The organism is Kocuria subflava (assembly GCF_012163155.1).
Classification (GTDB): Bacteria; Actinomycetota; Actinomycetes; order Actinomycetales; family Micrococcaceae; genus Kocuria; species Kocuria subflava.
Map to the genome: position 1 here is coordinate 25,555 of NZ_JAAVUN010000006.1, position 21,545 is coordinate 47,099.

Genomic DNA, 21,545 nt, shown 5'->3' on the forward strand with positions numbered 1-21,545 from the left:
TGCAGCCGCCCAGGGTGTTCACGGGGCGGGAAGTCAGTTGTCCTGGTGCCACCAGCGAGCGAAGTCGGCGGCAAAGTAGGTCAGCACGGTGTCCGCTCCCGCTCGGCGGATGGAGAGGATCGATTCTTCAACGGCCGCCCGGCGATCAATCCAGCCGTTGGCCGCTGCAGCTTGAATCATGGAGTACTCACCGGAGATCTGGTAGGCGGAGACCGGAACCGGGGAGAGATCAGCCACCTCCCGCACCATGTCCAGGTAGGACATGGCGGGTTTGACCATCACCATGTCCGCGCCTTCAGCCAGGTCCAGTTGCAGTTCCCGCAGGGCCTCGCGGCGATTGGCGGGATCCATCTGGTAGGTCTTGCGGTCCCCGGTCAGGGTGGAGTCCACGGCCTCCCGGAACGGACCGTAAAAGGCGGAGGCGTACTTCACGGAGTAGGCCAGCACGGAAACATCGGTGTGTCCGGCCTCATCCAGGGCCTGACGGATCACTCCCACCTGCCCGTCCATCATGCCGGAGGGGCCCAGGACGTGTGCGCCGGCCTGGGCTTGCGCCACGGCTGCCTGGGCGTAGAGATCCAGTGTGGCGTCGTTGTCCACCCGCCCCTGGGCGTCCAGTACGCCGCAGTGGCCGTGGTCGGTGAATTCGTCCAGGCACAGATCCGCCATGACCAGGATGTCATCGCCAACCTCCGCGCGAACTTCATTGAGGGCCCGGTTGAGGATCCCGTCCTGTGCCAGGATTCCGGAGCCGGTGGCGTCCAAGGTAGTGGGCACGCCAAAGATCATGACACCGCCCAGACCGAGCTCCACTGCCTCTTGGGCAGCCTCCTTGAGCGATTCCATGGAGTGCTGCACCACCCCGGGCATGGAGGTGATGGGCCGCGGTTGCCGTGCACCTTCCCGCACGAACACGGGCAGGATCAACTGACTGGGATGCACCCGGGTTTCCCGGACATGCGAGCGCATGACGGGCGTGGTGCGCAGCCGCCGCGGGCGGTACGGAAGGTTGCGGGGGTGGGTGATCTCTCCACCGGGGTTCATGCTCGGTTCTCCTTGACAGCGTGTTCCAGTGCATCCAGCAATCCGGCCGTATCCGGCACGGTGGCCGCAACGGCCTTCAGCCCCAGTTCCTGGGCCGCGTTCAGGGTGGGCTCCCCCATCACCGCGCAGGCCATGGGCTCCACGGTAACCGCGGGGGCTGGGGGTTTGCCGTCAGTGGATGCAAACAGTGCCCACAACAACGACGGCGCCGTGGCCACCACCGCATCCACCGTCCCCCGGGCCAGTTCCTCCCGGGCACGATGTGGGTCCCACACGGCCACGGAACCAGTGCTGGTCACCTCCGTGAGAGGGCTGGCCGCCGGGAAGTCCACCATGCGGTAGGCCACGGCCGTCTCCACCCTCCAGCCTTTTGCCTCAAGCCCGTCACGCAAGGTGGCGCGTGCCCAGGCTGATTGGGGCAAGTACACCACAGCCGGGCCGGTGGCCGTTGGCTGGTTGACCTCCGCCGCATGGGGCCACACGTTCACCAACCCTGCGGCCGAAGACTGTTCGGGGGGTGGGACCAGATGCACCGGCAACCCGGCATTGCGTGCGGCCCGTGCGGTGGCCGCACCCACGGCGGCAATCTGAAGACCTCCGGCAACGGCTTGCGCCAGGTGCTCCCCCAGGTCAAGAGCCTGGTCATGGCGGGAGGAGTCGGGACTGCCGCCATCGGCACCTTCAACAACCGCCTGCAGGGCACGCACGGTGTTGACGGAGGTGAACACCAACCATTCCCGTGCATCGGCGTCGGCCACCGTCCGCACCAGCTGGCTGAGGTCACGGGCTTCCTGTCCGGCCACCGCTGCAGCCTGGTGCATGGGTGCCAGCACCGGCTCTGCCCCACGGTCACGCAGACCGGCCACCAGGTCACCGGCACGCTCCGGTGTGCGAGTCACCAGAACACGTAACCCACTGAGCACCGTGTCACCGCGGGGCACGTCAGCGCAGTCCAGCCAGTTCGGCAGCGCCGTCAGCCAGCAGCCCGTCACCCACTCGGCGTCCCAGTTCCCGGGCTGCATCCACGGAGAGCTCATCCGAGGCCTCGGTACGGCGCATCAGACGTGTTCCGTCCGGTGAGGCCACCGCAACCTGCAACACCAGCAGACCGTCCTCCACGGTGGCCAAGGTGCCCACCGGCGCCGCACAGCCGGCTTCCAGCCGCGCCAGCAAGGCACGTTCGGCGCTGACGGCCCAACGGGATTCCACGTGATTGACGCGACTCAGGGCCGCAACCAGTGCTGCATCCAGCTCCGCCTGCCCTGGGCGTTGGGGTGTTCGGACGTGCTCCGGGACGTCTCCGTAGGCGCCCAAGGCCTGGGCTGCCAACTCGGCATCGGCATGCAGCACCTCCGCCCGCACCTCCAGGGCCAGAGCGCCTTGCCCCGGAGCCGGCAGCATGACGGAGGGATCCAGGTGCTGGCTGATGTGGCCCTCAAGACCCAGACGCCGCAGGCCGGAGCTGGCCAACACCACCGCGTCCAAGTCACCGGGGCCGGAGGAATCCAGGCCCGCGACCCTGGCCAGACGGGTGGGCACGTTGCCGCGAATGTCCACCACGGTCACGTCCGGGCGGGCAGCCAACAGTTGGGCGACCCGCCTGGGTGAGCCTGTGCCGACGGTGGCACCCTCCGGGAGGTCTTCCAGCCTCAGACCGTCCCGAGCGCACAGCGCGTCCCGGGGGTCCTCACGCACTGGGACGGCCCCGATGGCCAGTCCCGGATGGGGTGCTGTGGGCAAATCCTTGAGGGAGTGCACGGCCAGATCCACCCGGCCATCCACCAGGGCGTGCCGCAGAGCAGCTGCAAAAACCCCGGTACCACCCAAAGCTGCCAAGGAGCCGGTGGCAACATCACCTTCCGTGCGGATGATCTCCAACTCATAGGCGGGCCCACCGGCTGCCACCAGGGCATCCGCGGCGTGCCCGGTCTGTGTGGTGGCAAGGGCGGAGCCACGGGTTCCGATCCGCAGAGTTGCAGGCCCCGTCACGGCAGGATCTTCCGGCATCACGCCTGAACCACTGCGGCGACGTCGTCAAGGCCCACCGGCAAGGGTTCTGCCGGGGTGCGCTGCGAAATCGTGGGGCGCGGTTCAGTGGCCCCACGCAGCACCTTGACGCAGCATTCAGCGGCACAGGTGTCAAACCAGGTGCCCTCCGCACACGCCGAAACGCGCGGCGGGGCGTCACGGCCCACCATCCGCTGTTCCAGCAGATCCACCAGAGCAGACACGAACGCGGGGTGAGTCCCCGGGGTGGCCGTGCGGATGAAAGCCAGGCCCTGCTCGCCGGCAGTTTCGGCGGCCTCGGTGTCCAGGTCCCAGATGACTTCCATGTGATCGGAGACAAAACCGATGGGCACCACAATCACCCCCGTGGCGCCGTCTTCAGCAGCCTTCTCAATGGCGTCGTTGACGTCCGGCTCCAGCCACGGAACCTTGGGCGAACCGGAGCGGGACTGGAAAACCAATTCCCATTCCGGGGTTTCACCGGTGGCCCCACCAATCCGGTTCATGATCTCCCGGGAAGCGGCCAGCAACTGGTGGACGTAGGCGGAGCCGCCCACAAACTGATCCCGCATCTGCTCCGGTCCGGAGGTCAGACCGTCCACGTCCGGCACCGAGTGGGCAGCAAACAGGATGCGCACCGGGCCGTCCTGGAACGCCTCCTGTTCGGTGATCTGAGTCAATGCAGTCTGAAGTCCCTCCACAAAGGGAATCAGGAAGCCCTGGGAGTCGTAGTACTGGCGGATTTTGCGCACGGTCATCTGATCCACCAGCCCGGTCTCCTCCAGGGCCACCCCGTAGTCCTCGCGGTACTGGCGGCAGGAGGAGTACCCGGAGAACGCGGAGGTGGCCAACACCAGCACACGGTCCTTGCCGTCCTGGTGCAGCTGACGCAGAACATCGGCCACGTAGGGGTCCCAGTTTCGGTTGGCCCACAGAATGGGCGTCTGGATCCCGCGGGCACGCATTTCCGTTTCCAGGGCTTCCCGCAGCGCACGGTTCTGGGCGTTGATCGGAGAGACCCCACCATTGGCACGGTAGTGGGTGGCCACTTCCTCCAGACGCTCGTCCGGGATGCCGCGTCCGCGGGTGACGTTGCGCAGGAACGGGATCACGTCATCCTGGCCCTCTGGACCACCAAAGCTGGAGAGCACCACGGCATCCCAGTCGGCGGGTGCATCGGCACGCGCCTGGCTCAGGGCTGCCGAGGACTCGTGATCACGTCCCGCAGCGGCACCGGCTCCACCGTCCGCTGCAATCCGCTCCAGTTCGGCACCCGTGGGAACCACCACGGCGGAGGGTGCCAGAGTTTCCTCCGGCTTGGCATCGTTGCCCGTGGATTCGTTGTGGCTCACTGAAGGACCTCCAGAAGTTCGGTGGTGTTCACGCGACGGCCCGTGTAGAACGGGATCTCCTCACGCACGTACAGGCGGGCCTCCGTGTTTCGGAAGTGGCGCATGATGTCCACCAGATCCACCAGTTCGGGGGCTTCCAGTCCCAGAAGCCACTCGTAGTCGTTGAGGCCAAAGCAGGCGATGGTGTTGGGCTGGACCTGCGGGTAATCGCGGCCCTTCATGCCGTGGCTGCGCAGGATCTGGGACCGGCGTTCGGCATCCATGTAGTACCAGTCGTAGGAACGCACAAACGGGTAGACGCACAGCCAGGCACCCGGTTCGGTGCCTCGAGCGTAGGACGGCAGGTGGTTGCTGGTGAACTCCGCATCACGGTGCACACCCATGGAGGACCACACCTGGTGGGTTCCACTCATCATGGCGGTGCGGCGGATCTTGCGCAGTGCCGCTTGCAGCGCCTGGGGGTCCTCACCGTGCAGCCACACCATCACGTCAGCATCATTGCGCTGCCCGGAGACGTCGTAGGTGCCGCGCACGGTCACACCCTGGGCCTGGAGTTCGGCCACCAGGGAGTCATATTCCTGCACGGCAGCCGCTTCCTGGGAGGCCTCCAGCGCCACACGGTTGGTGTCACGGGCGTAGACGGACCACACCGCCCAGTACAGGGTTTCCTGCCCCTGGTTCTGACCAGTTTCCTCGGCTGCCTGGCTGCTGTGTGCGTGCTCGCTCACGGTTTTCCACTTCCTCGTCATCTGCGATGGTGAGCCGACGGTGCGGGCTGCATACCCGCAGGCGGCTCGGTGATGGTGTGTTCAGTTTTTGCTCGGGCTGCTTGCTGCTTACCGCCTCAGTCCGGAGCCGGGTGCACTCCCCTGCTGGCCAGTAGCGCTGCAACCTGCGCCCTGGTGTCAGCAACGACGGCGGCCAGGCCCGTCCCAGCCAACCACGCCCCCACGGCAATGGCGCTGGGCAGGCGCGAAACTCCCTCCCGGACCTTGATCACACGTTCCGGGTGTCCGGCCGACGGGCGGCTGAGGGCCTGTTCCCACCGGACTACGTCCGCATCCACCAGGTCTTGGGGCTCGATCGGTACGCCCAACAACCGGGAGGCATCCCGTAGAGCCAGTCTGACCAGCTGGTCATCGGAAAGCTCCAGTTCCGGCGCCGGTTGGGCATCGGTTCCACCACCGCGTCCGTAGGACAACCGGACCACGTGGCGCCCTTCTGGCAGCGCATCACGGACCCATTCCCACTTGGCGCTGGCATGGGTCATGGCCTTGGCCCGGACATCCGTCACGGCCGGTGATACCAGGACCCCGGTGCCACGCGGAGCGGAATCCAACGCAGGGCAGTCAACCACCAGGGTTGCCAGGGCAACCCGGGGGCTGGGGTCAGGTTGCAGGTGGGAGAACTCGGGGTCGGCGCCGGAGAGCAGACGAATGGCGCTGGTGCCATCAGCTGCCATGACCAGCAGCTCACCGCGGGCAATCGCGGTCTTGTCACCGGCCTCGGGTTGACGCTGCACCACCATCCAGCCATCCCGGCGCGGGTCCCGGTCCAGTGCCAGGACGTCGTATCCGGCCACCAGCTTGACTCCACGCCGGGTCAGGTCGCGGACCAGTGCTTCAGCCAGAACGTTCATGCCACCGCGCAGGCTGGCAACGTTCTGCCCAGCCGGGGTTGCCGCGCGCAGGGAGGCGGCAGCAGCCACCAGTGAGCCCTTCTCCCGCAAGGCTTGCTTGAGTCCCGGGGCCACCGCGTCCACATCCAGATCATCCGGGTGCAGGGAATGGACACCCAGCGTGAAGGGGGCCACCAATTTGTCCACGACGGCGGAGCCCATCCTGGCGCGCACCAGCTCACCCACGGTGGTGGCCTGGGACCCGATCCGGGCGGGACGCTTCAGATCTTGTTTGGCCCGCCACCAGCCCAGGCGGCCCAGGGTCTGACGCAGTGCGTCACTGCTCAGGTCTCCCGGAATGCCCAGCACACCGGAGCGCTCACCGGGCCGGGCTCCGTCGGGAAGGTATACCCAGGATCCAGCTTGATTCGGGGTGCACACACGATCCGTCAAACCGAGTTCATCAATCAGAGCCGCAACGTCCGGAGTGCGAGTGGCAAAGGACTCGGCACCGGAATCGAACACCGATTCAGCCACCATGTGCGAACCCACAGCACCGCCGAACTGCGGGCGGGACTCCACCAAGCTGACCCGCAGACCGGCCTTGGCCAGATCCCGTGCCGCCACCAGTCCGGCAATGCCACCACCCACCACCAACGCGCTGCGAGGCTTGCGCGGGAGGAACACGGACGCACTCCGATCCGAGCTGGTGGTCACCGCTGGGCTCCTTTCAGATGTAGGCCGGACGGTTCAGATGTAGGCCTGACGGTCATGGGATTCAGGTGCTGAGGACTGCACGTGGTTCAGGCAGCCGCAACCATGCTCAACCGGTTGTCCCCGCGGGGTTCTGGTGGATGTACTCCACCAGGTCAGTGAGCACATCGGGGTTCGTGTGCGGCGGAACTCCGTGCCCCAGGTTCACCACGTGGCCCGGGGCCAGGGCGCCACCGCGCAGCACCTCGTCCACGTGCCGGTACAGCACCGAACGCGGCGCAGGCAGCAGTGCCGGATCAATGTTGCCCTGCACCACGGTGCGCCCACCCAGGCGCCGATTGGCTTCCTGCAACGGGATGCGGTGATCCACACCCACGGCCTCGGCACCAGCATCACGCATGGCCCCCAGCAGTTCACCGGTTCCGGTGCCGAAGTGGATACGCGGCACGGGAGTGTCCGCAACAGCTGACAGCGCGGTGGCGGAATGACCCACCACGTGGTCCAGGTAGTCGGACACGGACAGGGACCCCGCCCAGGAGTCAAAGAGCTGCACGGCGGAGGCACCGGCCATCACCTGTGCCCGCAAGAACGCACCGGAGGCTCGCGCGGCCCAGTCGGCCAGGGCCTCCCAGGTGTCCGGATCCGCGTGCATCATGGTGCGCGGCAGCAGGTGGTCACGGGACGGGCCGCCCTCCACCATGTATGCGGCCACTGTGAACGGGGCACCGGCAAAACCGATCAGCGGGGTGCTGCCCAGTTCAGCAACGGTCAAGGCCACGGCTTCACGGATGGGTTCCAGAGCGGCGTCGTCGATCTCCGGCAGAGCGGCAACATCTGCAGCCGTTCGGACCGGGGTGTCAAGGACCGGACCCTTGCCGGGCACGATCTCCACGCCCACCCCGGCCAACCGCAGGGGCACCACGATGTCCGAGAAGAAGATCCCGGCATCCACGTTGTGGCGGCGCACCGGTTGAAGGGTGATCTCCGCAGCCAGATCGGGTGTCAGGCAGGCATCCAGCATGGCGTTGCCTTCCCGGGCTGCACGGTACTCCGGCAGCGAGCGCCCCGCCTGGCGCATGAACCACACGGGCCGCCGCGACGGCTTCCGAGCGGTCAAGGCCTGCAGCAACGGCGCGTCAACGGTGCCTCCGGCGCGCAGAGGATGCTGCTGGGGAAGGTTGTGGAATCCGCGGCGGAAACCTGCGGGAGCGGAGTCATCGGTCACGTCACTGTGACCGGAAGTTGAGGGTGCAGTAGTCATCACTGCCATTGTGCCAAGCACCGTCCGGGACTTTGGTGACGCCTCGTCATTGGGCAGGCGTATCACTCGTGCGGCCTGCACCACCGCAGCACCGGCCCTACGTCGGCGCGTGCGCGGCCACGTGGTGCGCCACACTGCTGAGGCACAGACAGCGGTCTGCGCGTTACGATGCTTGCACTGTGGTGCTCTTTTCACTGGTGGCCTCACACCGCGATGTTGACCTGACAACCGTTGCCCGCCTGGCAGACGGTGCAAGAGGTCTGCCCTCTGACCTGGTGGGATCCGGTCTGCTCAACGGCGCCGTGGCCCTGTCCACCTGCAACCGGCTGGAGCTCTACGGGGAGATCAACACCCCCACCCAGGATGCTGCGGCCCTGAGGGAAACGCGCGCCGAGCTGGTGGGTCTGTTGGCCGAACGGGCCGGATTCGATCCCCAGGACGTGGCCCATGGAGTGCAACTGCTGACCGAGGACGACGCCGCACGTCACCTGTTCACCGTGGTCTCCGGCCTGGAATCGGCAGTGGTGGGTGAACGTGAGATCACCGGCCAGGTGCGGCGAGCCCTGACCGAGGCCCAGCGTGACGGCACCGCCAGCGGTGAGCTGGTCAGGCTGTTCGAGGCCGCCGCCCACACTGCCCGCGAGGTGGGAACCCACACCAGTTTGGGTGAACGGGGCCGCTCCATCGTGTCCGTGGCCCTGGATCTTGCCGACGACGTCACCGACGGACAGTGGCCGGACCGACGCGCCCTGGTGTTCGGAACCGGAGCCTATGCGGGCGCCACCATGGCCGCGCTGCGTGACCGGGGCTGTGCGGACATTGAGGTCTATTCGGCCTCCGGGCGCGCGGAACAGTTCACCGCCAACCGCGGTGGCACCCCCGTGGCATCCGATGACCTGGAAGACGCCCTGAACCGGTGCGACGTCGTGATCGGATGTTCCGGTGGAGCAGAACCCATGCCGGCCCAGGACATGCCGACCAATGCCCTGACCGTGGTGGACCTGGCTCTGTCCCGGGACTTCGATCCTTCCGTGGCAGACCTTCCCCACGTGGAGCTGATCACGCTGGAATCCGTGAAGTTGGCTGCACCGGAGGAAACCGGGGAGTCCGTGACGGCTGCCCAGCGCATCGTGGACCAGGCCGCTGACCGGTTCAAGAACCAGCGCACGGGCAGGGACATGAGCTCTGCCATCGTGGCCTTGCGCAAACACACCATGGGTGTCCTGGAGCAGGAGCTGGATAAGATCCGCCAGCAGCACGGATGCACCGGGGCCCATGAGGAAATCGAGTTCGCCATGCGCCGCATGGTCAAGTCCCTTTTGCACCAACCCACCGTGCGCGCACGGAAAATGGCTGCCGAGGGCCGTGCCGAGGACTACCTGATGGGCCTGGAGGCCTTGTTCGGCATAGAAGTTCCAGCGGCCCAGGCGCCCGCCCAAGAATCCGGCACGAATGCTGCCGTGAGCGGCCAACACACCACCTCCGAGCCGCGCCTGCCCTCCGCACCGCGCGCCGCCGGCTGAACCGGCAGGAGTTCCCATGCCAACATCACGGTCCGCCCGGCCCCTGAGATCAACCCGCCTGCCCCGCGAGCAACGCAGGGAGCAACTACTGGGCGTTGCCCTGGAGATCTTTTCCCGCCACGGCTACCACAAAGCCTCCATGGATGACATCGCAGAGTCTGCAGGCGTCTCCAAACCCGTTCTGTACCAGCACTTCCCGGGCAAACGGGAGCTGTACCTGGCGCTGGTGGATGACAACTTGGATCAGCTGGCAGCCCGCCTGCTGACCGCCCTGCAGTCCAGCACCGTCAACCGCACGCGTGTTGAGTCCATGCTCAACGTCTACTTCGACTTTGTGGCGGACTCCCCGCAGGCCTACCGCTTGATCTTCCACACGGACCAGTTGGCCGACACGGAGATCCGCGAACGCTTTGAGAACTTCCACATGGGCGTGGCAGAAGCCATCGGTTCCGTGCTGGGACCCAATGCCGGAATCAGTCAGGCCCACGCCGTCATGCTGGCCCGCTCTCTGACGGCCATGGCGGAAGCCGGTGCCTACTACTGGGCACACAACCCGTCTGTGGGCGACCGTGAGCAGGCTCAACGCCAGGTGTTCCGTTTAGCCTGGGGCGGAATCAGCATCATCGACGAAGACTGGCAATGACACCTTCCTAGGATGGGGGAACTGAACCCCGTCACCAGAGCCGCAGGAGGCACCATGGAGATCAAGATCGGCATCCAGAACGTGGGACGTGAAGTTGTTGTGGACTCCCCGTTGAGCGCCCAGGAAGCCCAAGAACTGGTCAGTGCCGCTCTGGCGGACGGTTCCGTGCTGACCCTTACGGACACCAAGGAGCACACCACCATAATTCCCTCTACAGGGATTGCTTACGTGGAAATCGGCAGCGAATCGCGCCGCAAGGTCGGTTTCATGCCAGGTGTTTCCAACAACTGACGTGGTGATGGAAAAAGTGCAGATCCGTTTCTCGGATCTGCACTTTTTTCGTGTTCGGCTCCAACATCTCGGCCTGCAGCGCCGGTCGCGGTAGAGTTGGCCCGTATTCGGATGACCGGTCGTAGACACCCAACACGTCTTCAGCTTTTCGGTTGGCGCCCTAGGCGAAGCCTGCACACCGCGATCGGCTTCCGCCAAGCGCGTGTCCGCACCACAGACGTGGTTGCCGCACGGCACATGGTGCGGCGTCGTCAAAAAACCCACGATGCATCAGCCGCCCCACGCCGCTGCCCCCGCGCCCGATCAACGTAAGAGGACCCCGAAAACCTGTGACTGAGACCAATTCCACCCCCGAATCCGTTGAGGCGATTGCCGAATCCTCCGTGGAGGCCACCCCCGAGACCGTTGAGGCCGCACCCAAGTCGTTCGCGGACTTCGGCGTGCGCCAGGACATCGTGGACGCCTTGGCAGCGGAGGGCATCACCTCCCCCTTCCCCATCCAGGCCATGACCCTGCCCGTGGCGTTGACCGGCCAGGACATCATCGGCCAGGCCAAGACCGGCACCGGCAAGACCCTGGGCTTCGGCATTCCCGTGATCCAGCGTGTGGTGGGCCGCGACGACGACGGCTGGGGCAAACTCGCCCACGCCGGTGCACCCCAGGCGTTGATCGTTGTCCCCACCCGTGAGTTGGCCGTTCAGGTGGGCTCGGATCTGGCCACGGCGGCCAAGACCCGCAACGCCCGCGTGTTGACCATTTACGGTGGCCGCGCCTACGAGCCCCAGATCGAGGCCCTGGAAAAGGGCGCGGAGATCATTGTGGGCACACCTGGCCGTCTGATCGACCTCAATCGCCAGCACCACCTGGACCTCTCCCAGGTCAAGGCCGTGGTCCTGGACGAGGCCGATGAAATGCTGGACCTGGGCTTCCTGCCGGATGTGGAGAAGATCCTCTCCACTGTGCCCAAGGTCCGCCACACCATGCTGTTCTCCGCCACCATGCCCGGCCCCGTGGTGGCCATGGCCCGCCGCTACATGTCCAAGCCCATGCACATCCGTGCTGCAGCCCCGGATGAAGGCACCACCAAGGCGGACATCCGCCAGGTGATCTACCGGACCCACCACCTGGACAAGGACGAGGTGGTCTCCCGCATTCTGCAGGCCGAGGGCCGCGGCAAGACCATCATCTTCACCCGCACCAAGCGCACCGCAGCCAAGGTGGCAGATGAGCTGACCAACCGCGGGTTCGCAGCCGCTCCCCTGCACGGTGACCTGGGTCAGGGTGCCCGTGAGCAGGCGCTGCGCGCTTTCCGCAACAACAAGGTTGACGTGCTGGTGGCAACGGACGTGGCCGCGCGCGGCATCGACGTCGACGACGTCACCCACGTGATCAACTACCAGTGCCCGGAGGACGAAAAGACCTTCCTGCACCGCACTGGTCGCACCGGGCGTGCGGGGAACAAGGGCACCGCCGTCACGTTCGTGGACTGGGACGACGTCCCGCGCTGGCGCCTGATCGACAAAGCCCTGGAGCTCGGTGTCCAGGAGCCGCAGGAAACCTACTCCTCCTCCGCCCACCTCTACACGGACCTGAACATCCCGGAAGGCACCAAGGGCCGCCTGCCCAAGGACAAGCGCACCCACGCCGGGCTCGGCGCGGAGAAACTCGAAGACCTGGGTGGCCCTGACAAGTCCGGACGCCAGCCCTCCGGTCGCAGTGATGCCGGTCAGGGCCGTAACCGACGTGGTGGCTCCGGTTCCGAGCGTGACAGTGAGGATTCACGCGGAGGTTCGGGACGCAATCGGCGCCGCTCGAACAACCGTGGCGGCCAAGGGCGTAGTGGTGAAGGCCGTCGTGGTGAAGGCCGTCGCGATCAGGACGGACGCCGGGGTGACTCCAACGGGAGCAACCAGGCCCAGCGTGACGGTCGCCCGCATGACCACGAACGCAAGACCGAGAACCGTGAGGCAACCTCGGCTTCCGCCGCTGAGAACTCCACCACCGCCCCGCGTGACCGGTCAGCGGAAGGTGCAGCACGGCGTCGTCGTCGGCGCCGTAGGACCACCAACGGTGAGGTGCAGTCCCAGGAGGGCTGACCCTCCCCGCTGAGCAGTGTTTTGTGCCGCCCATCAGGCCTGATGGGCGGCACAAGTCACATCTGGGCCAGGAGTTGGCGTCATGCCCACAGGACGGGCGTGACCCCACTGGATTCCGCCTCGATCCGGCGCAGCGACTGCACAGAGGTCAAGTTCTCCCCCAACCGATTGGGCTTGCCGGCCCCGTGATAGTCGGAGGACCCGGTGACAATCAGATTGTGCTGTGCGGCCATCTCGGAAAGTTGAGCGCGGGCAGCATCCGGGTTGTCCCGGTGGGCGATCTCCAGCCCACCCAACCCGGCCGCAATCATGGTGTCAAAAACCTCCTGCCCCACCACCCGGCCGCGCAGAGAGGCCAGGGGATGCGCCATGACCGGGACGCCGCCCGCTTCCCGAACCAGACGAACGGCCGTGACCGGGTCCGGCGCGTAGTGGCGCACGTAGTACCCGGAACGTGGGTGCAAAACGGTGTCGAATGCCTCCGTGCGGTCCGCCACCACACCGGCTGAGACCAAGGCGTCTGCCAGGTGAGGGCGTCCCACCGTGGCTCCGTCAGCAACGTGGCGTTGGACCATCTCCCAGGTGATGGGGTAATCGTTGCCGATCAACTCGGCCATGCGCTGCGCGCGCGTCAGGCGGGAGTTCCTGGCCCTCTCCATCACCTGATTGAGTCCCTCATGATGCGGATCGTGGAGGTAGGACAGCAGGTGAACGGAGATCCCGTGTTCCGTCTGACAGGAAACCTCCGTGCCACGCACCAGACTCACCCCCAGGCGGGCGGCTGCCTGCGCGGCTTCAGCCCATCCGGCGGTGGTGTCATGATCCGTCAGCGCCACCACGTCCAAACCGGCCTGTGCCGCCGACCCCATGACTTCAGCCGGGGGCTGTGTGCCATCAGAAACGGTGGAATGGGTGTGGAGGTCGATCTTCATGCAACCATCCTGGCACGGCTGCCGGCCTGCACTCCTGGATCCCCGCTTGCGCCCCTGGATTCCCGCTTCAACTGGTGGCTCCCAGCGTCAATTGGTGGCTCCGCGCAGAACTCAGGCACGCACCAGGACGTGGCACGATTGAGCTCGGGGCTCAAGCCCATGACCCGCAGGGTTGCTGCCCCTCATGCTTTGCACCTTCCACCCGAACGGAGCCACATGACCACCCAGAAGGATTCCGCCACCCCCGCCCAGCAGTCCGCACCCACCGAGGAGCAGTCCATGGCCCAGCGCGGTGACAACCGGACCCGCTCCCCGGAATCCGAGGCCTTCAAAACGTTTATGGCCTCCCAGTGGGCGCCGGTGCCGGATGCGGACCTGCCGCGGGAGGCAGTTGCTGAATTCGCCGCGCAGCGCCGCCGCCGGGTTTCGGAGAAGTTCGCGGGTGAGCGCATTGTGGTCACGGCCGGTGCACCCAAGGTCCGCTCCAATGACACCGACTACCGTTTCCGCCCCCACTCCGCCTTCGCCCACCTGACCGGGTTGGGCGTGGACCACGAGCCCAACGCGGTGCTGGTGATGGAGCCGGTGGAGACCGGCACGGGTGACGACGACGCCAACCACACCGCCACGCTCTACTTCCATCCCATGGCCGGGCATGACACCCAGGAGTTCTACGCAGACACCCGCAACGGCCAGTTCTGGGTGGGAGATCGGCCCTCCTTGCGGGAGATCAGCAGCGCCTACGGCATCAAGACGGCGGATCTGAGCGGGTTGGAGGCTGCGGTCTCCAAGAACGTGGGCGACCCCGCCGGTGGTGGAATGCGCATCCGCGTGATCAAGGGGCAGGACGCGGTCGTGGACCAGATGGTGGATGCCGCCCGCTTGGCAGCTGGGGTTGACCTGGCTGCCGAAGATGCTGTGGATTCGGCGTTGCTGGAGGCTCTCTCCGAACTGCGCCTGGTCAAGGACTCCCATGAGATCGACCAACTGCGGGAATCCGTGAACATGACCATTCGCGGTTTCGCAGACGTGGTGCAGGCCCTGCCGGTGGCCACGCAGAAGCCGCGCGGAGAACGTGTGGTGGAAGGTGCTTTCTTTGCCCGGGCCAGGGCCGAAGGCAACGATCTGGGGTACGACACCATTGCGGCCTCGGGCAACAACGCCACCGTGCTGCACTGGACCCGCAACACCGGTGTGGTCCGGGACGGGGATCTGATCCTGGTGGACGCCGGAGTGGAGGCCGAATCCCTCTACACGGCTGACGTCACCCGGACCCTGCCGGTCAACGGCCGCTACACCCCGGTGCAACGCAAGGTCTATCAAGCGGTGTTGGATGCTGCCGATGCCGCATTCACCGTGGCCGTGCCAGGCAACCGGTTCCGGGACGTGCACGATGCCGCCATGAAGGTCCTGGCCGCCCGCCTGGAAGAGTGGGGGTTGCTGCCGGTCTCAGCTGAGGCGTCGCTGTCCGTGGAGGGTCAGCACCACCGTCGCTGGATGCCCCACGGCACCAGTCATCACCTGGGTCTGGACGTCCACGACTGCGCCCAAGCCCGCCGCGAGATGTACCAGGACGCCGTGATCGAACCCGGCATGGTGTTCACCATTGAACCGGGTCTCTACTTCAAGGAAGAAGACCTCTCCGTCCCGGCCGAGTACCGCGGCATCGGTGTGCGGATCGAGGACGACGTCCTGGTCACCGCCGACGGCAACCACAACCTCTCCGCTGCCCTCCCGCGTGATCCGGACCAGGTGGAATCCTGGATGGCCCGGCAGCACTGAGTCGGGTTCCCCGGCACAGTGCTGCTGGGGCCTGCTCAGGACTGTTGCTGGGACTGCCCAGCGTCCCCAGGGGTTTCCTGCGGATCCACGCGCACCCCGTAGCGGGGGCGACCATCCGGCAGGTCCTTCTCACCAGGTGCGGGAGCCCGGCGGGTCGGCTGCTGGGACGCGGCCTGACCCGGGGCACCGTGAGTCCCCGACGCCGGTTGGCCGCCATTCCAGGGCGCGTGACCCGTGGCAGTTCCACCCGAAGCGTTGAAACCTGCAGCACTGGAACCTGCGGCACTGGAACCCGAAGCGCTCGAGCCCGTGCCTTGACCCGTGCCTTGGCGTTGACCCTGACTCACGGGTCCTGACTGCGGGCCTGCCTGCTGAACAGGCTGCTGCGGCTGGGGTTGCTGGTGCGGGGCGCCCCATCCCCCGGGCTGCAGTTCGGCCAGGTTGAGTCCCTGGACGGCCTGGCGTGCCGACTGCGCAAGGTCACCACGGACCACGACGTCGTAACGGGCGGCCACGAACGTGGAGACCGAGGTGAAGTCGCGGCGTCCCCGTTGGGCGGCAAAGCTGATCACGCCCAGGATGACCCAGAACGCGGCCCCCAGCAGCACGGTGAGCAGAACCGAGACTCCCCAGCCGCTGCCTCCGAACATGGCCAGAATCACACCGAAGAACAAACCGAACATGGCGCCCTGCGCTGCGGAGAGCATGGCCACCCGTGGATAGGACAACCGGCCCGTCACCCGCTCCACGGAACGCAGGTCATGACCCACGATCGAGACCGCCTGCACGTCAAAGTGCTGGTCAGAGAGGTGATCCACCACCTTCTGGGCATCGGCGTAGCGGGAGAACGTGCCAATGGCCTGGCCTTCGGGCAGACCGGTGGGAGCCAGGGACGAGGGACGCTGACCAAAAAAGCTCATGCCGTCATGATCACCCGGTTCACTGAAAGTCACGTGAAGATCCGCTGCATCATCGCGATGGGCTGAACCCGGTGCACGGCCAGTAGGCTGATGCGGTGAGCAGCTCCCTGGAAAAGATCTTCATCGGCCGATTGATCGGTCTGGACGTCTTCGACCCCCTGGGCGACCGTGTGGGACGCCTCCGCGACTTTGTGGTGCTGCGCCGCGCCCCCGGAGGCAAACGCGGCGGTCAGGTCAAACGGCCCATTGTGGTGGGCATGGTGGTTGAGGTCCCCGGCAAACGGCGTGTGTTCGTCCCCATGACCCGTGTGACCAGCATGGACTCCAAACGCATAGTGTGCACCGGCCTGGTCAACCTGCGCCGGTTCCAACAGCGCGGACAGGAAACCCTGGTGATCGGGGAGATGTTTGATCAACACGTTGCCCTGCTGGACGGCTCGGGCACGGCCACCATTGTGGACGTGGCCATGGAACGGGCCCGCTCCGGGGACTGGCAACTCACGGAGTTGTTCGTGCGCCGGGCAAGCACCACGGGCGGGTTGATGCGTCGTCGTCCCGGGGAAACCTTGGTGGTGGACTGGGAAGAGGCCCGCGATCTGGCCAGTGTGGGGCCACAGGCCGCCACGCAGTGGGTCCAAGCGCACGAGGAGGACCAGCCCGCGGACATGGCGGAGGAACTGCACGAGCTCTCCGACAAGCGAAAAATGGAGATCGCAGGTGAGCTGCAGGACGAACTGCTGGCAGACGTTCTCCAGGAGCTTCCGGAGGAGGACCAGGTCTACATCCTGACCAACCTGGACGTTGAGCGTGCTGCAGACGTCCTGGAGGAAATGGAACCGGATGATGCCGCGGACCTGCTCAACGAGCTGCCGGACACCCAGGCCGAGGACCTGCTGCAGTTGATGCAGCCGGAAGAAGCCGAGGACGTCCGCCGCCTGCTCGAGTACGACGAAGGCACAGCCGGTTCCATGATGACTCCCGTGCCCATCATCCTCTCCCCGGAAACCAGCGTGGCCGATGCCCTGGCCGCCATCCGGCAGGAGGAGGTTTCCCCCGCCGTGGCGGCCGCCGTGTTCGTGTGCCGCCCGCCGCTGGAAACCCCCACTGGGCGGTATCTGGGCATGGTGCACATGCAACAGTTGTTGCGCGTGCCGCCGCCTGAACCTCTGGGCACCATGCTGGACACCTCGATCGAGCCCGTGCGTGACATGGCCCCGATCTCCGATGTGGCCAAAGAACTGGCCACCTATGACCTCACCATCATCCCTGTGGTCAATGAGAACCGGCGCCTGGTGGGCGCTGTGACCATTGACGACGTCCTGGACGATCTTCTGCCCGATGACTGGCGGACTTGGGACGATGGAACCCCCGTACGAAAGGTGGGACGACGCTATGAGTGACATCCGCGCAAACGCCGAACGCCGTTCCTCCGGTCTGGACACGCCATCCGGTCTGCGTCACGGCGTGTGGGACCGACTGCGTCCCAACCCGGACTCCTTTGGTCAGATGACAGAGGGTTTTGCCCGTTTCATGGGTACTCCGCAGTTCCTGTTGTGGATGACCGTGTTCGTGGTGGTGTGGCTGGGGTGGAACACCTTGATGCCCGAGAGCCTGCAGTTCGACCCCCGTGCGTTGAACTACACCCTGTTGACCTTGATGCTCTCCCTGCAGGCCTCCTACGCCGCTCCCCTGCTGCTGTTGGCCCAGAACCGACAGGACGACCGTGACCGTGTGATTGCCGAACAGGACCGCAAGCGCGACGAGGAGAACCTGGCGGACACCGAGTACCTGATCCGGGAGATCGCCTCGTTGCGCATGGCTGTCCGGGATGTGGCCACCCGCGACTTCGTCCGCTCAGAGATGCGTGACCTCCTCCAGGAACTGCTGGAGGACCGGGATGAGAACGACGACGACGCCGGTAAGAAATCTCCGGCAACACCTGCCACGTTGGCGCCCAAGACGAAGAAAAAGAAGAAGACAGGTCCCGGTGAATCCCGGGACTCCAAGGCTGCACCCACCGGGCTGATTCCGGTGGTTCCGGACTCGCTGGAACCCCATGCCGAGCCGCTGGATCAGCCCGTGGAGCGCACCCAAACCGACCCGGACACCAACACCCCGTCCTGAGAGCAGTGACACCAGTGAGTTCTGAGACCGTTTTGCCCCAACCCACCGTGGATCCCAGGCTGCGTGATGCGTTGAACACGGTCCAGGACCCGGAGCTGCAGCGTCCGCTGTTGGATCTGGGCATGGTGCAGCGGGCCGTTCTGGAAGCCGATGGCACGGCCACCGTGGGGGTGCTGCTCACCATTTCCGGATGTCCTCTGCGCTCCACCATTGAGGCGGACCTGGAATCCGCCCTCATGCAAGTGGACGGCGTTCACCGCGTGACGGTGGAACTGGGCGTGATGACCCCGGAGCAGCGGCAGGAACTCAAACAGCGTCTGGGCCACACCCGTAGCATCCCGTTCGCCGATCCCGATTCCCTGACCCGGGTGCACGCAGTGGCCTCCGGCAAGGGTGGGGTGGGCAAGTCCTCGGTGACTGCCAACGTCGCAGCTGCCCTGGCTGCCCGCGGGCGGCAGGTGGGAGTGGTGGATGCGGACATCCATGGGTTCTCCATCCCTGGTTTGTTCGGGATTCAGCGTGGCCCCACCAAAGTGGATGAGATGATCCTGCCTGCTGTCGTGGAGGTTCCGGGCAACGCCCGTCGGGACAACGGCACTCCTGGCTGCGTCAAGGTGATCTCCATCGGAATGTTCACTGACCCCGCCACTCCCGTGGTGTGGCGCGGTCCCCTGTTGGACCGGGCCATCGAGCAGTTCTTGGCGGATGTCCACTTCGGGGATCTTGACCACCTGCTCCTGGACCTGCCCCCGGGCACAGGAGATGTTGCCATCTCCGTGGCGCAGAAGCTCCCGCACTCCAAGGTCCTGGTGGTTTCCACCCCCCAGCAGGCCGCCACAGGCATCGCCGAGCGCGCCGGGACCTTGGCCGCCATGACGGAGCAGAGCGTGGCCGGGGTGGTGGAGAACATGGCCGCCATGGTCATGCCGGATGGCTCCAGCCTGGAGCTCTTCGGCTCAGGTGGTGGGCAGCAGATTGCGGAGTCCTTGACGGAACGCATGGGCCACCCCGTGCCCAAGTTGGGTTCCATTCCTTTGGACGTGGCGCTGCGTCAGGCCGGTGATGCCGGTGCGCCGGTGGTCTGGTCGGAGCCTGATTCCCCGGCAGCGGTTGCCCTGCGTGAGATCGCCGAACAGATCGACGGCCCCCGCGGGCTGGCAGGCATGTCCTTGGGCGTCACCCCACGCTGAGCAACGTGGCACCAGCCCCAGAAAGCGGTGGCTCAGGTGGCCTCTGAATCGAACGGAGCCCGCTGACCGGGTGCCAGGCGCACCAGTGACGTGGTCTGGGTGGCGGCGGTGGAGCCTCCCCCACTGCCTCCAGCCTCCCGCTCGGCCTTGCGTGCTTCCCGGGCGGCCTCACGCTCTTCCCGTTCACGGCGGCGCTTTTCCTCGGCGTCCTCCTGATCCACTTCCGCCAACGCCTCCCGCACGATCGTGCGGGGGTCGTACTGCCGGGGGTCCAGTCTGCGCCAGTCGACGTCAGTGACTTCCGGGCCCAGGGTTTCGCGCAGGTCGTCCTTGGCTCCGCTGGCATAACGGCGTGCTGCTTTGACCAGGTCCTTGAGCTTCTGCGCGTATTCGGGCAGACGTTCCGGGCCGATCACAAGCAGCGCCACCACAATCAGGACGATTGCTTCTGCTCCACTGATACCGAACACGGCTAAGAGGTTAGCAGTCGGAGTTGGGTGCGGACGCGAGTTCTCATTGCACTCCCAGGATGCGCCGCCAGCCCAGCGCAATGGTTTCCAAGGTCCCGTGGTCGGGTTGGGCCGGCTGGTCCAGAACGGCCCGGTGACCGGCCTCGACCTGCTGCAACAGATTCACCATGCGCGGTGGTGCGGCATCGGAGACCAGGGTGTAGACGACGTCGTCGTGAACAATCATGGCCCGCCACGGTTTGCCCTCATGGACCCACACGGTGGCACCGGAAATGGAGGTGCGCTCCAGCCCCACGGCACTGGCCGGCAGCCCGGTGTCCCCGGCCACGGGGTGCTCGGTGTCCACGGTGCCGCGTTGTTCCACCACGGTGATCTGCCGGGATCGGTTGTTCTCCACCACCACGACGACGGCCGGTTGCCCGGCAACGGTGGTCAACCTCAAGGATTCTGTGCTGTACCCGTTGAGCCCCACCAGCGGCAGGGTCCAGCCGTCGGCACGCAAGGTGTCGACGTCGGAGTTCTGGGTGTGCACCAGCCCTTGCGGCCCCATCCAGGTGGAACCGGAGACCGTTGCGGAGCCCGTGGACGTGGTGGCACCGCGGGATCCGACATACCAACCGGACAGGGCGATTCCCACCAGCAGGAACGAGGCGACCGCCAGGGAGACCACCACGATCCGTTGAGTCCAGAAAACCTTGTGCACGCCTGATTCATCCCGTTGGTGAAGAGGTCTGTGGGGTGTTCACAACAGACCGGTTCAAGAGGTCACCGCCATGGTCACCGGAGAACCTGAACGCCTCCTGGGCGCAGGCCCGTTGCGGGCCGTGAGCGGACTGATCCTCACCCCCCCGGTCCCCCAAGCGGTCGGGACGAGTAGGATGCTCAGGGCACACTGGAGTTGACGCAGAACGGGAGGGTGAAAAATGGGCCGAGGCAAGACCACCAGCTGGTCCTATGCCGAGGCCTACCCTCGGGAGGACGAGGTCCTGCTGCGTGCACGCGAACGCGCCACCACCTTGAACATCCGCCCGGTCACACCGGGTGTTGCTGCAGCGCTCACGGTGCTGACCGCCGCAGCCCGGCCACGATCCGTGGTGGAAGTGGGTACCGGCACCGGAGTTTCCGGTACCGCCATTCTGCGGGGCCTGCCTGAGGGTTCCGTGTTGACCACCGTGGACACCGATGTCCGGGCTTTGCGCGGCGCACGGGACACCTTCCGGGAGGCCGGAGTGGCCAGCAACCGGATCCGCACCATTTCCGGGCGAGCCTCCTTGGTCCTGCCTCGCCTGACCACGGGGGCCTACGACATGGTGTTTCTGGACGCCGATGCCGCCAACGCCCTGCTCTACGTGGATGAAGCCGCACGGATGCTGCGCACCGGAGGCACCCTGGTGGTCCAGGACACCCTGGACCAGGACCGGGTGCCGGACCCGGTGGTCCGGGATGAAGCCACACGCATCCACCGGGAGATGCACCGTGTGTTCCGTGAGGACGACCGTTTTTTCTCCGCCATCCTCACAGCCGGTTCGGGCCTGTTGGTGGCCGTCAAGAAGTGACCCGGGCCCGGGATTGGCAGTC

The 21,545-nt window shown here is 66.1% G+C and carries 20 protein-coding genes; 9 read left to right on the forward strand and 11 right to left on the reverse strand.

All coding sequences use genetic code 11. From position 1 onward, the window contains the following. Positions 1–33: 33 nt before the first annotated feature. The 7 genes from hemB to hemE all read right to left on the reverse strand — a co-directional run bounded on the left by hemB (position 34) and on the right by hemE (position 7,996). The gene (gene hemB, locus GTW58_RS04495; RefSeq protein WP_047688402.1) at positions 34–1,044 is read right to left on the reverse strand and encodes a porphobilinogen synthase; all 1,011 of its coding nucleotides are present in this window, start codon (positions 1,042–1,044) and stop codon (positions 34–36) included. Beyond that, a complete protein-coding gene (locus tag GTW58_RS04500; protein WP_157980508.1) occupies positions 1,041–1,985 on the reverse strand; it encodes a uroporphyrinogen-III synthase in 945 nt (314 codons plus the stop codon). Before GTW58_RS04500 ends, hemB begins: the two co-directional genes overlap by 4 nt. 1 nt (position 1,986) lies before the next feature. Then, entirely contained in the window at positions 1,987–3,051 is a 1,065-nt protein-coding gene (gene hemC, locus GTW58_RS04505; protein ID WP_189587256.1) for a hydroxymethylbilane synthase, read from the reverse strand. Further along, positions 3,051–4,307, reverse strand: a complete 1,257-nt coding sequence (locus GTW58_RS04510) for a ferrochelatase (protein WP_119933222.1) — start codon at positions 4,305–4,307, stop codon at positions 3,051–3,053. Before GTW58_RS04510 ends, hemC begins: the two co-directional genes overlap by 1 nt. Before the next feature lie 92 nt (positions 4,308–4,399). Then, positions 4,400–5,131, reverse strand: a complete 732-nt coding sequence (gene hemQ / locus GTW58_RS04515; RefSeq protein ID WP_232818065.1) for a hydrogen peroxide-dependent heme synthase — start codon at positions 5,129–5,131, stop codon at positions 4,400–4,402. A gap of 116 nt (positions 5,132–5,247) precedes the next feature. Beyond that, positions 5,248–6,738: a protoporphyrinogen oxidase gene (gene hemG, locus GTW58_RS04520; RefSeq protein ID WP_232818064.1), complete on the reverse strand. Its 1,491-nt coding sequence runs from the start codon at positions 6,736–6,738 to the stop codon at positions 5,248–5,250. Between the two features lie 106 nt (positions 6,739–6,844). Continuing rightward, positions 6,845–7,996 (reverse strand): uroporphyrinogen decarboxylase, encoded by a 1,152-nt coding sequence (hemE, locus tag GTW58_RS04525; RefSeq protein ID WP_370448282.1) that lies wholly within the window; start codon positions 7,994–7,996, stop codon positions 6,845–6,847. A gap of 179 nt (positions 7,997–8,175) precedes the next feature. Between hemE and GTW58_RS04530 the strand changes: the two genes are divergently transcribed. The 4 genes from GTW58_RS04530 (at position 8,176) to GTW58_RS04545 (ending at position 12,549) form a co-directional block, all read left to right on the forward strand. Continuing rightward, positions 8,176–9,519, forward strand: coding sequence for a glutamyl-tRNA reductase (locus GTW58_RS04530; RefSeq protein ID WP_119933207.1), 1,344 nt, complete (start codon positions 8,176–8,178; stop codon positions 9,517–9,519). Between the two features lie 16 nt (positions 9,520–9,535). Then, complete coding sequence (locus GTW58_RS04535; protein ID WP_047688410.1) at positions 9,536–10,162, forward strand: TetR/AcrR family transcriptional regulator; 627 nt, start codon at positions 9,536–9,538, stop codon at positions 10,160–10,162. A 54-nt stretch (positions 10,163–10,216) separates the two neighbouring features. Further along, positions 10,217–10,453 carry a DUF3107 domain-containing protein gene (locus GTW58_RS04540; RefSeq protein WP_047688454.1) on the forward strand — a complete coding sequence of 79 codons (237 nt, stop codon included), beginning with the start codon at positions 10,217–10,219 and terminating at the stop codon, positions 10,451–10,453. Positions 10,454–10,782: 329 nt separating this feature from the next. After that, on the forward strand, positions 10,783–12,549 hold the full coding sequence (locus GTW58_RS04545; protein ID WP_119933206.1) for a DEAD/DEAH box helicase: 1,767 nt from the start codon (positions 10,783–10,785) through the stop codon (positions 12,547–12,549). Positions 12,550–12,629: 80 nt separating this feature from the next. On the opposite strand, the gene GTW58_RS04550 is transcribed toward GTW58_RS04545, so the two are convergent. Then, complete coding sequence (locus GTW58_RS04550; RefSeq protein ID WP_119933205.1) at positions 12,630–13,481, reverse strand: PHP domain-containing protein; 852 nt, start codon at positions 13,479–13,481, stop codon at positions 12,630–12,632. A 216-nt stretch (positions 13,482–13,697) separates the two neighbouring features. On the opposite strand from GTW58_RS04550, the gene GTW58_RS04555 reads away from it, so the two are divergent. Continuing rightward, positions 13,698–15,263, forward strand: a complete 1,566-nt coding sequence (locus GTW58_RS04555) for an aminopeptidase P family protein (protein WP_119933204.1) — start codon at positions 13,698–13,700, stop codon at positions 15,261–15,263. A gap of 35 nt (positions 15,264–15,298) precedes the next feature. On the opposite strand, the gene GTW58_RS14275 is transcribed toward GTW58_RS04555, so the two are convergent. Beyond that, complete coding sequence (locus GTW58_RS14275; RefSeq protein WP_189587255.1) at positions 15,299–16,183, reverse strand: YflT domain-containing protein; 885 nt, start codon at positions 16,181–16,183, stop codon at positions 15,299–15,301. A gap of 95 nt (positions 16,184–16,278) precedes the next feature. On the opposite strand from GTW58_RS14275, the gene GTW58_RS04565 reads away from it, so the two are divergent. The 3 genes from GTW58_RS04565 to GTW58_RS04575 are packed head-to-tail and all read left to right on the forward strand — an operon-like array spanning position 16,279 to position 19,497. After that, on the forward strand, positions 16,279–17,583 hold the full coding sequence (locus tag GTW58_RS04565) for a magnesium transporter MgtE N-terminal domain-containing protein (protein ID WP_047688419.1): 1,305 nt from the start codon (positions 16,279–16,281) through the stop codon (positions 17,581–17,583). Beyond that, positions 17,576–18,307 carry a DUF1003 domain-containing protein gene (locus tag GTW58_RS04570; RefSeq protein WP_081993566.1) on the forward strand — a complete coding sequence of 244 codons (732 nt, stop codon included), beginning with the start codon at positions 17,576–17,578 and terminating at the stop codon, positions 18,305–18,307. Before GTW58_RS04565 ends, GTW58_RS04570 begins: the two co-directional genes overlap by 8 nt. A gap of 14 nt (positions 18,308–18,321) precedes the next feature. Continuing rightward, entirely contained in the window at positions 18,322–19,497 is a 1,176-nt protein-coding gene (locus GTW58_RS04575; protein WP_119933202.1) for a P-loop NTPase, read from the forward strand. Between the two features lie 32 nt (positions 19,498–19,529). Here the strand turns inward: GTW58_RS04575 and GTW58_RS04580 are convergent, their stop codons facing one another. Then, entirely contained in the window at positions 19,530–19,967 is a 438-nt protein-coding gene (locus GTW58_RS04580) for a twin-arginine translocase TatA/TatE family subunit (protein WP_119933201.1), read from the reverse strand. Between the two features lie 43 nt (positions 19,968–20,010). Continuing rightward, positions 20,011–20,670, reverse strand: coding sequence for a hypothetical protein (locus tag GTW58_RS04585; protein WP_119933200.1), 660 nt, complete (start codon positions 20,668–20,670; stop codon positions 20,011–20,013). Positions 20,671–20,890: 220 nt separating this feature from the next. Between GTW58_RS04585 and GTW58_RS04590 the strand changes: the two genes are divergently transcribed. After that, entirely contained in the window at positions 20,891–21,523 is a 633-nt protein-coding gene (locus GTW58_RS04590; protein ID WP_047688423.1) for an O-methyltransferase, read from the forward strand. The last annotated feature ends 22 nt before the right edge of the window (positions 21,524–21,545 follow it).

What these genes read in the sequence shown, in the direction of transcription:
- GTW58_RS04550 (WP_119933205.1), bottom strand. Translation starts at nt 13,481, where the DNA reads ATGAAGATCGACCTCCACACCCATTCCACCGTTTCTGATGGCACACAG.
- hemC (WP_189587256.1), bottom strand. Translation starts at nt 3,051, where the DNA reads ATGCCGGAAGATCCTGCCGTGACGGGGCCTGCAACTCTGCGGATCGGA.
- hemE (WP_370448282.1), bottom strand. Translation starts at nt 7,996, where the DNA reads ATGACTACTGCACCCTCAACTTCCGGTCACAGTGACGTGACCGATGAC.
- GTW58_RS04535 (WP_047688410.1), top strand. Translation starts at nt 9,536, where the DNA reads ATGCCAACATCACGGTCCGCCCGGCCCCTGAGATCAACCCGCCTGCCC.
- GTW58_RS04555 (WP_119933204.1), top strand. Translation starts at nt 13,698, where the DNA reads ATGACCACCCAGAAGGATTCCGCCACCCCCGCCCAGCAGTCCGCACCC.
- GTW58_RS04570 (WP_081993566.1), top strand. Translation starts at nt 17,576, where the DNA reads ATGAGTGACATCCGCGCAAACGCCGAACGCCGTTCCTCCGGTCTGGAC.
- GTW58_RS14275 (WP_189587255.1), bottom strand. Translation starts at nt 16,183, where the DNA reads ATGAGCTTTTTTGGTCAGCGTCCCTCGTCCCTGGCTCCCACCGGTCTG.
- GTW58_RS04540 (WP_047688454.1), top strand. Translation starts at nt 10,217, where the DNA reads ATGGAGATCAAGATCGGCATCCAGAACGTGGGACGTGAAGTTGTTGTG.
- hemB (WP_047688402.1), bottom strand. Translation starts at nt 1,044, where the DNA reads ATGAACCCCGGTGGAGAGATCACCCACCCCCGCAACCTTCCGTACCGC.
- GTW58_RS04590 (WP_047688423.1), top strand. Translation starts at nt 20,891, where the DNA reads ATGGGCCGAGGCAAGACCACCAGCTGGTCCTATGCCGAGGCCTACCCT.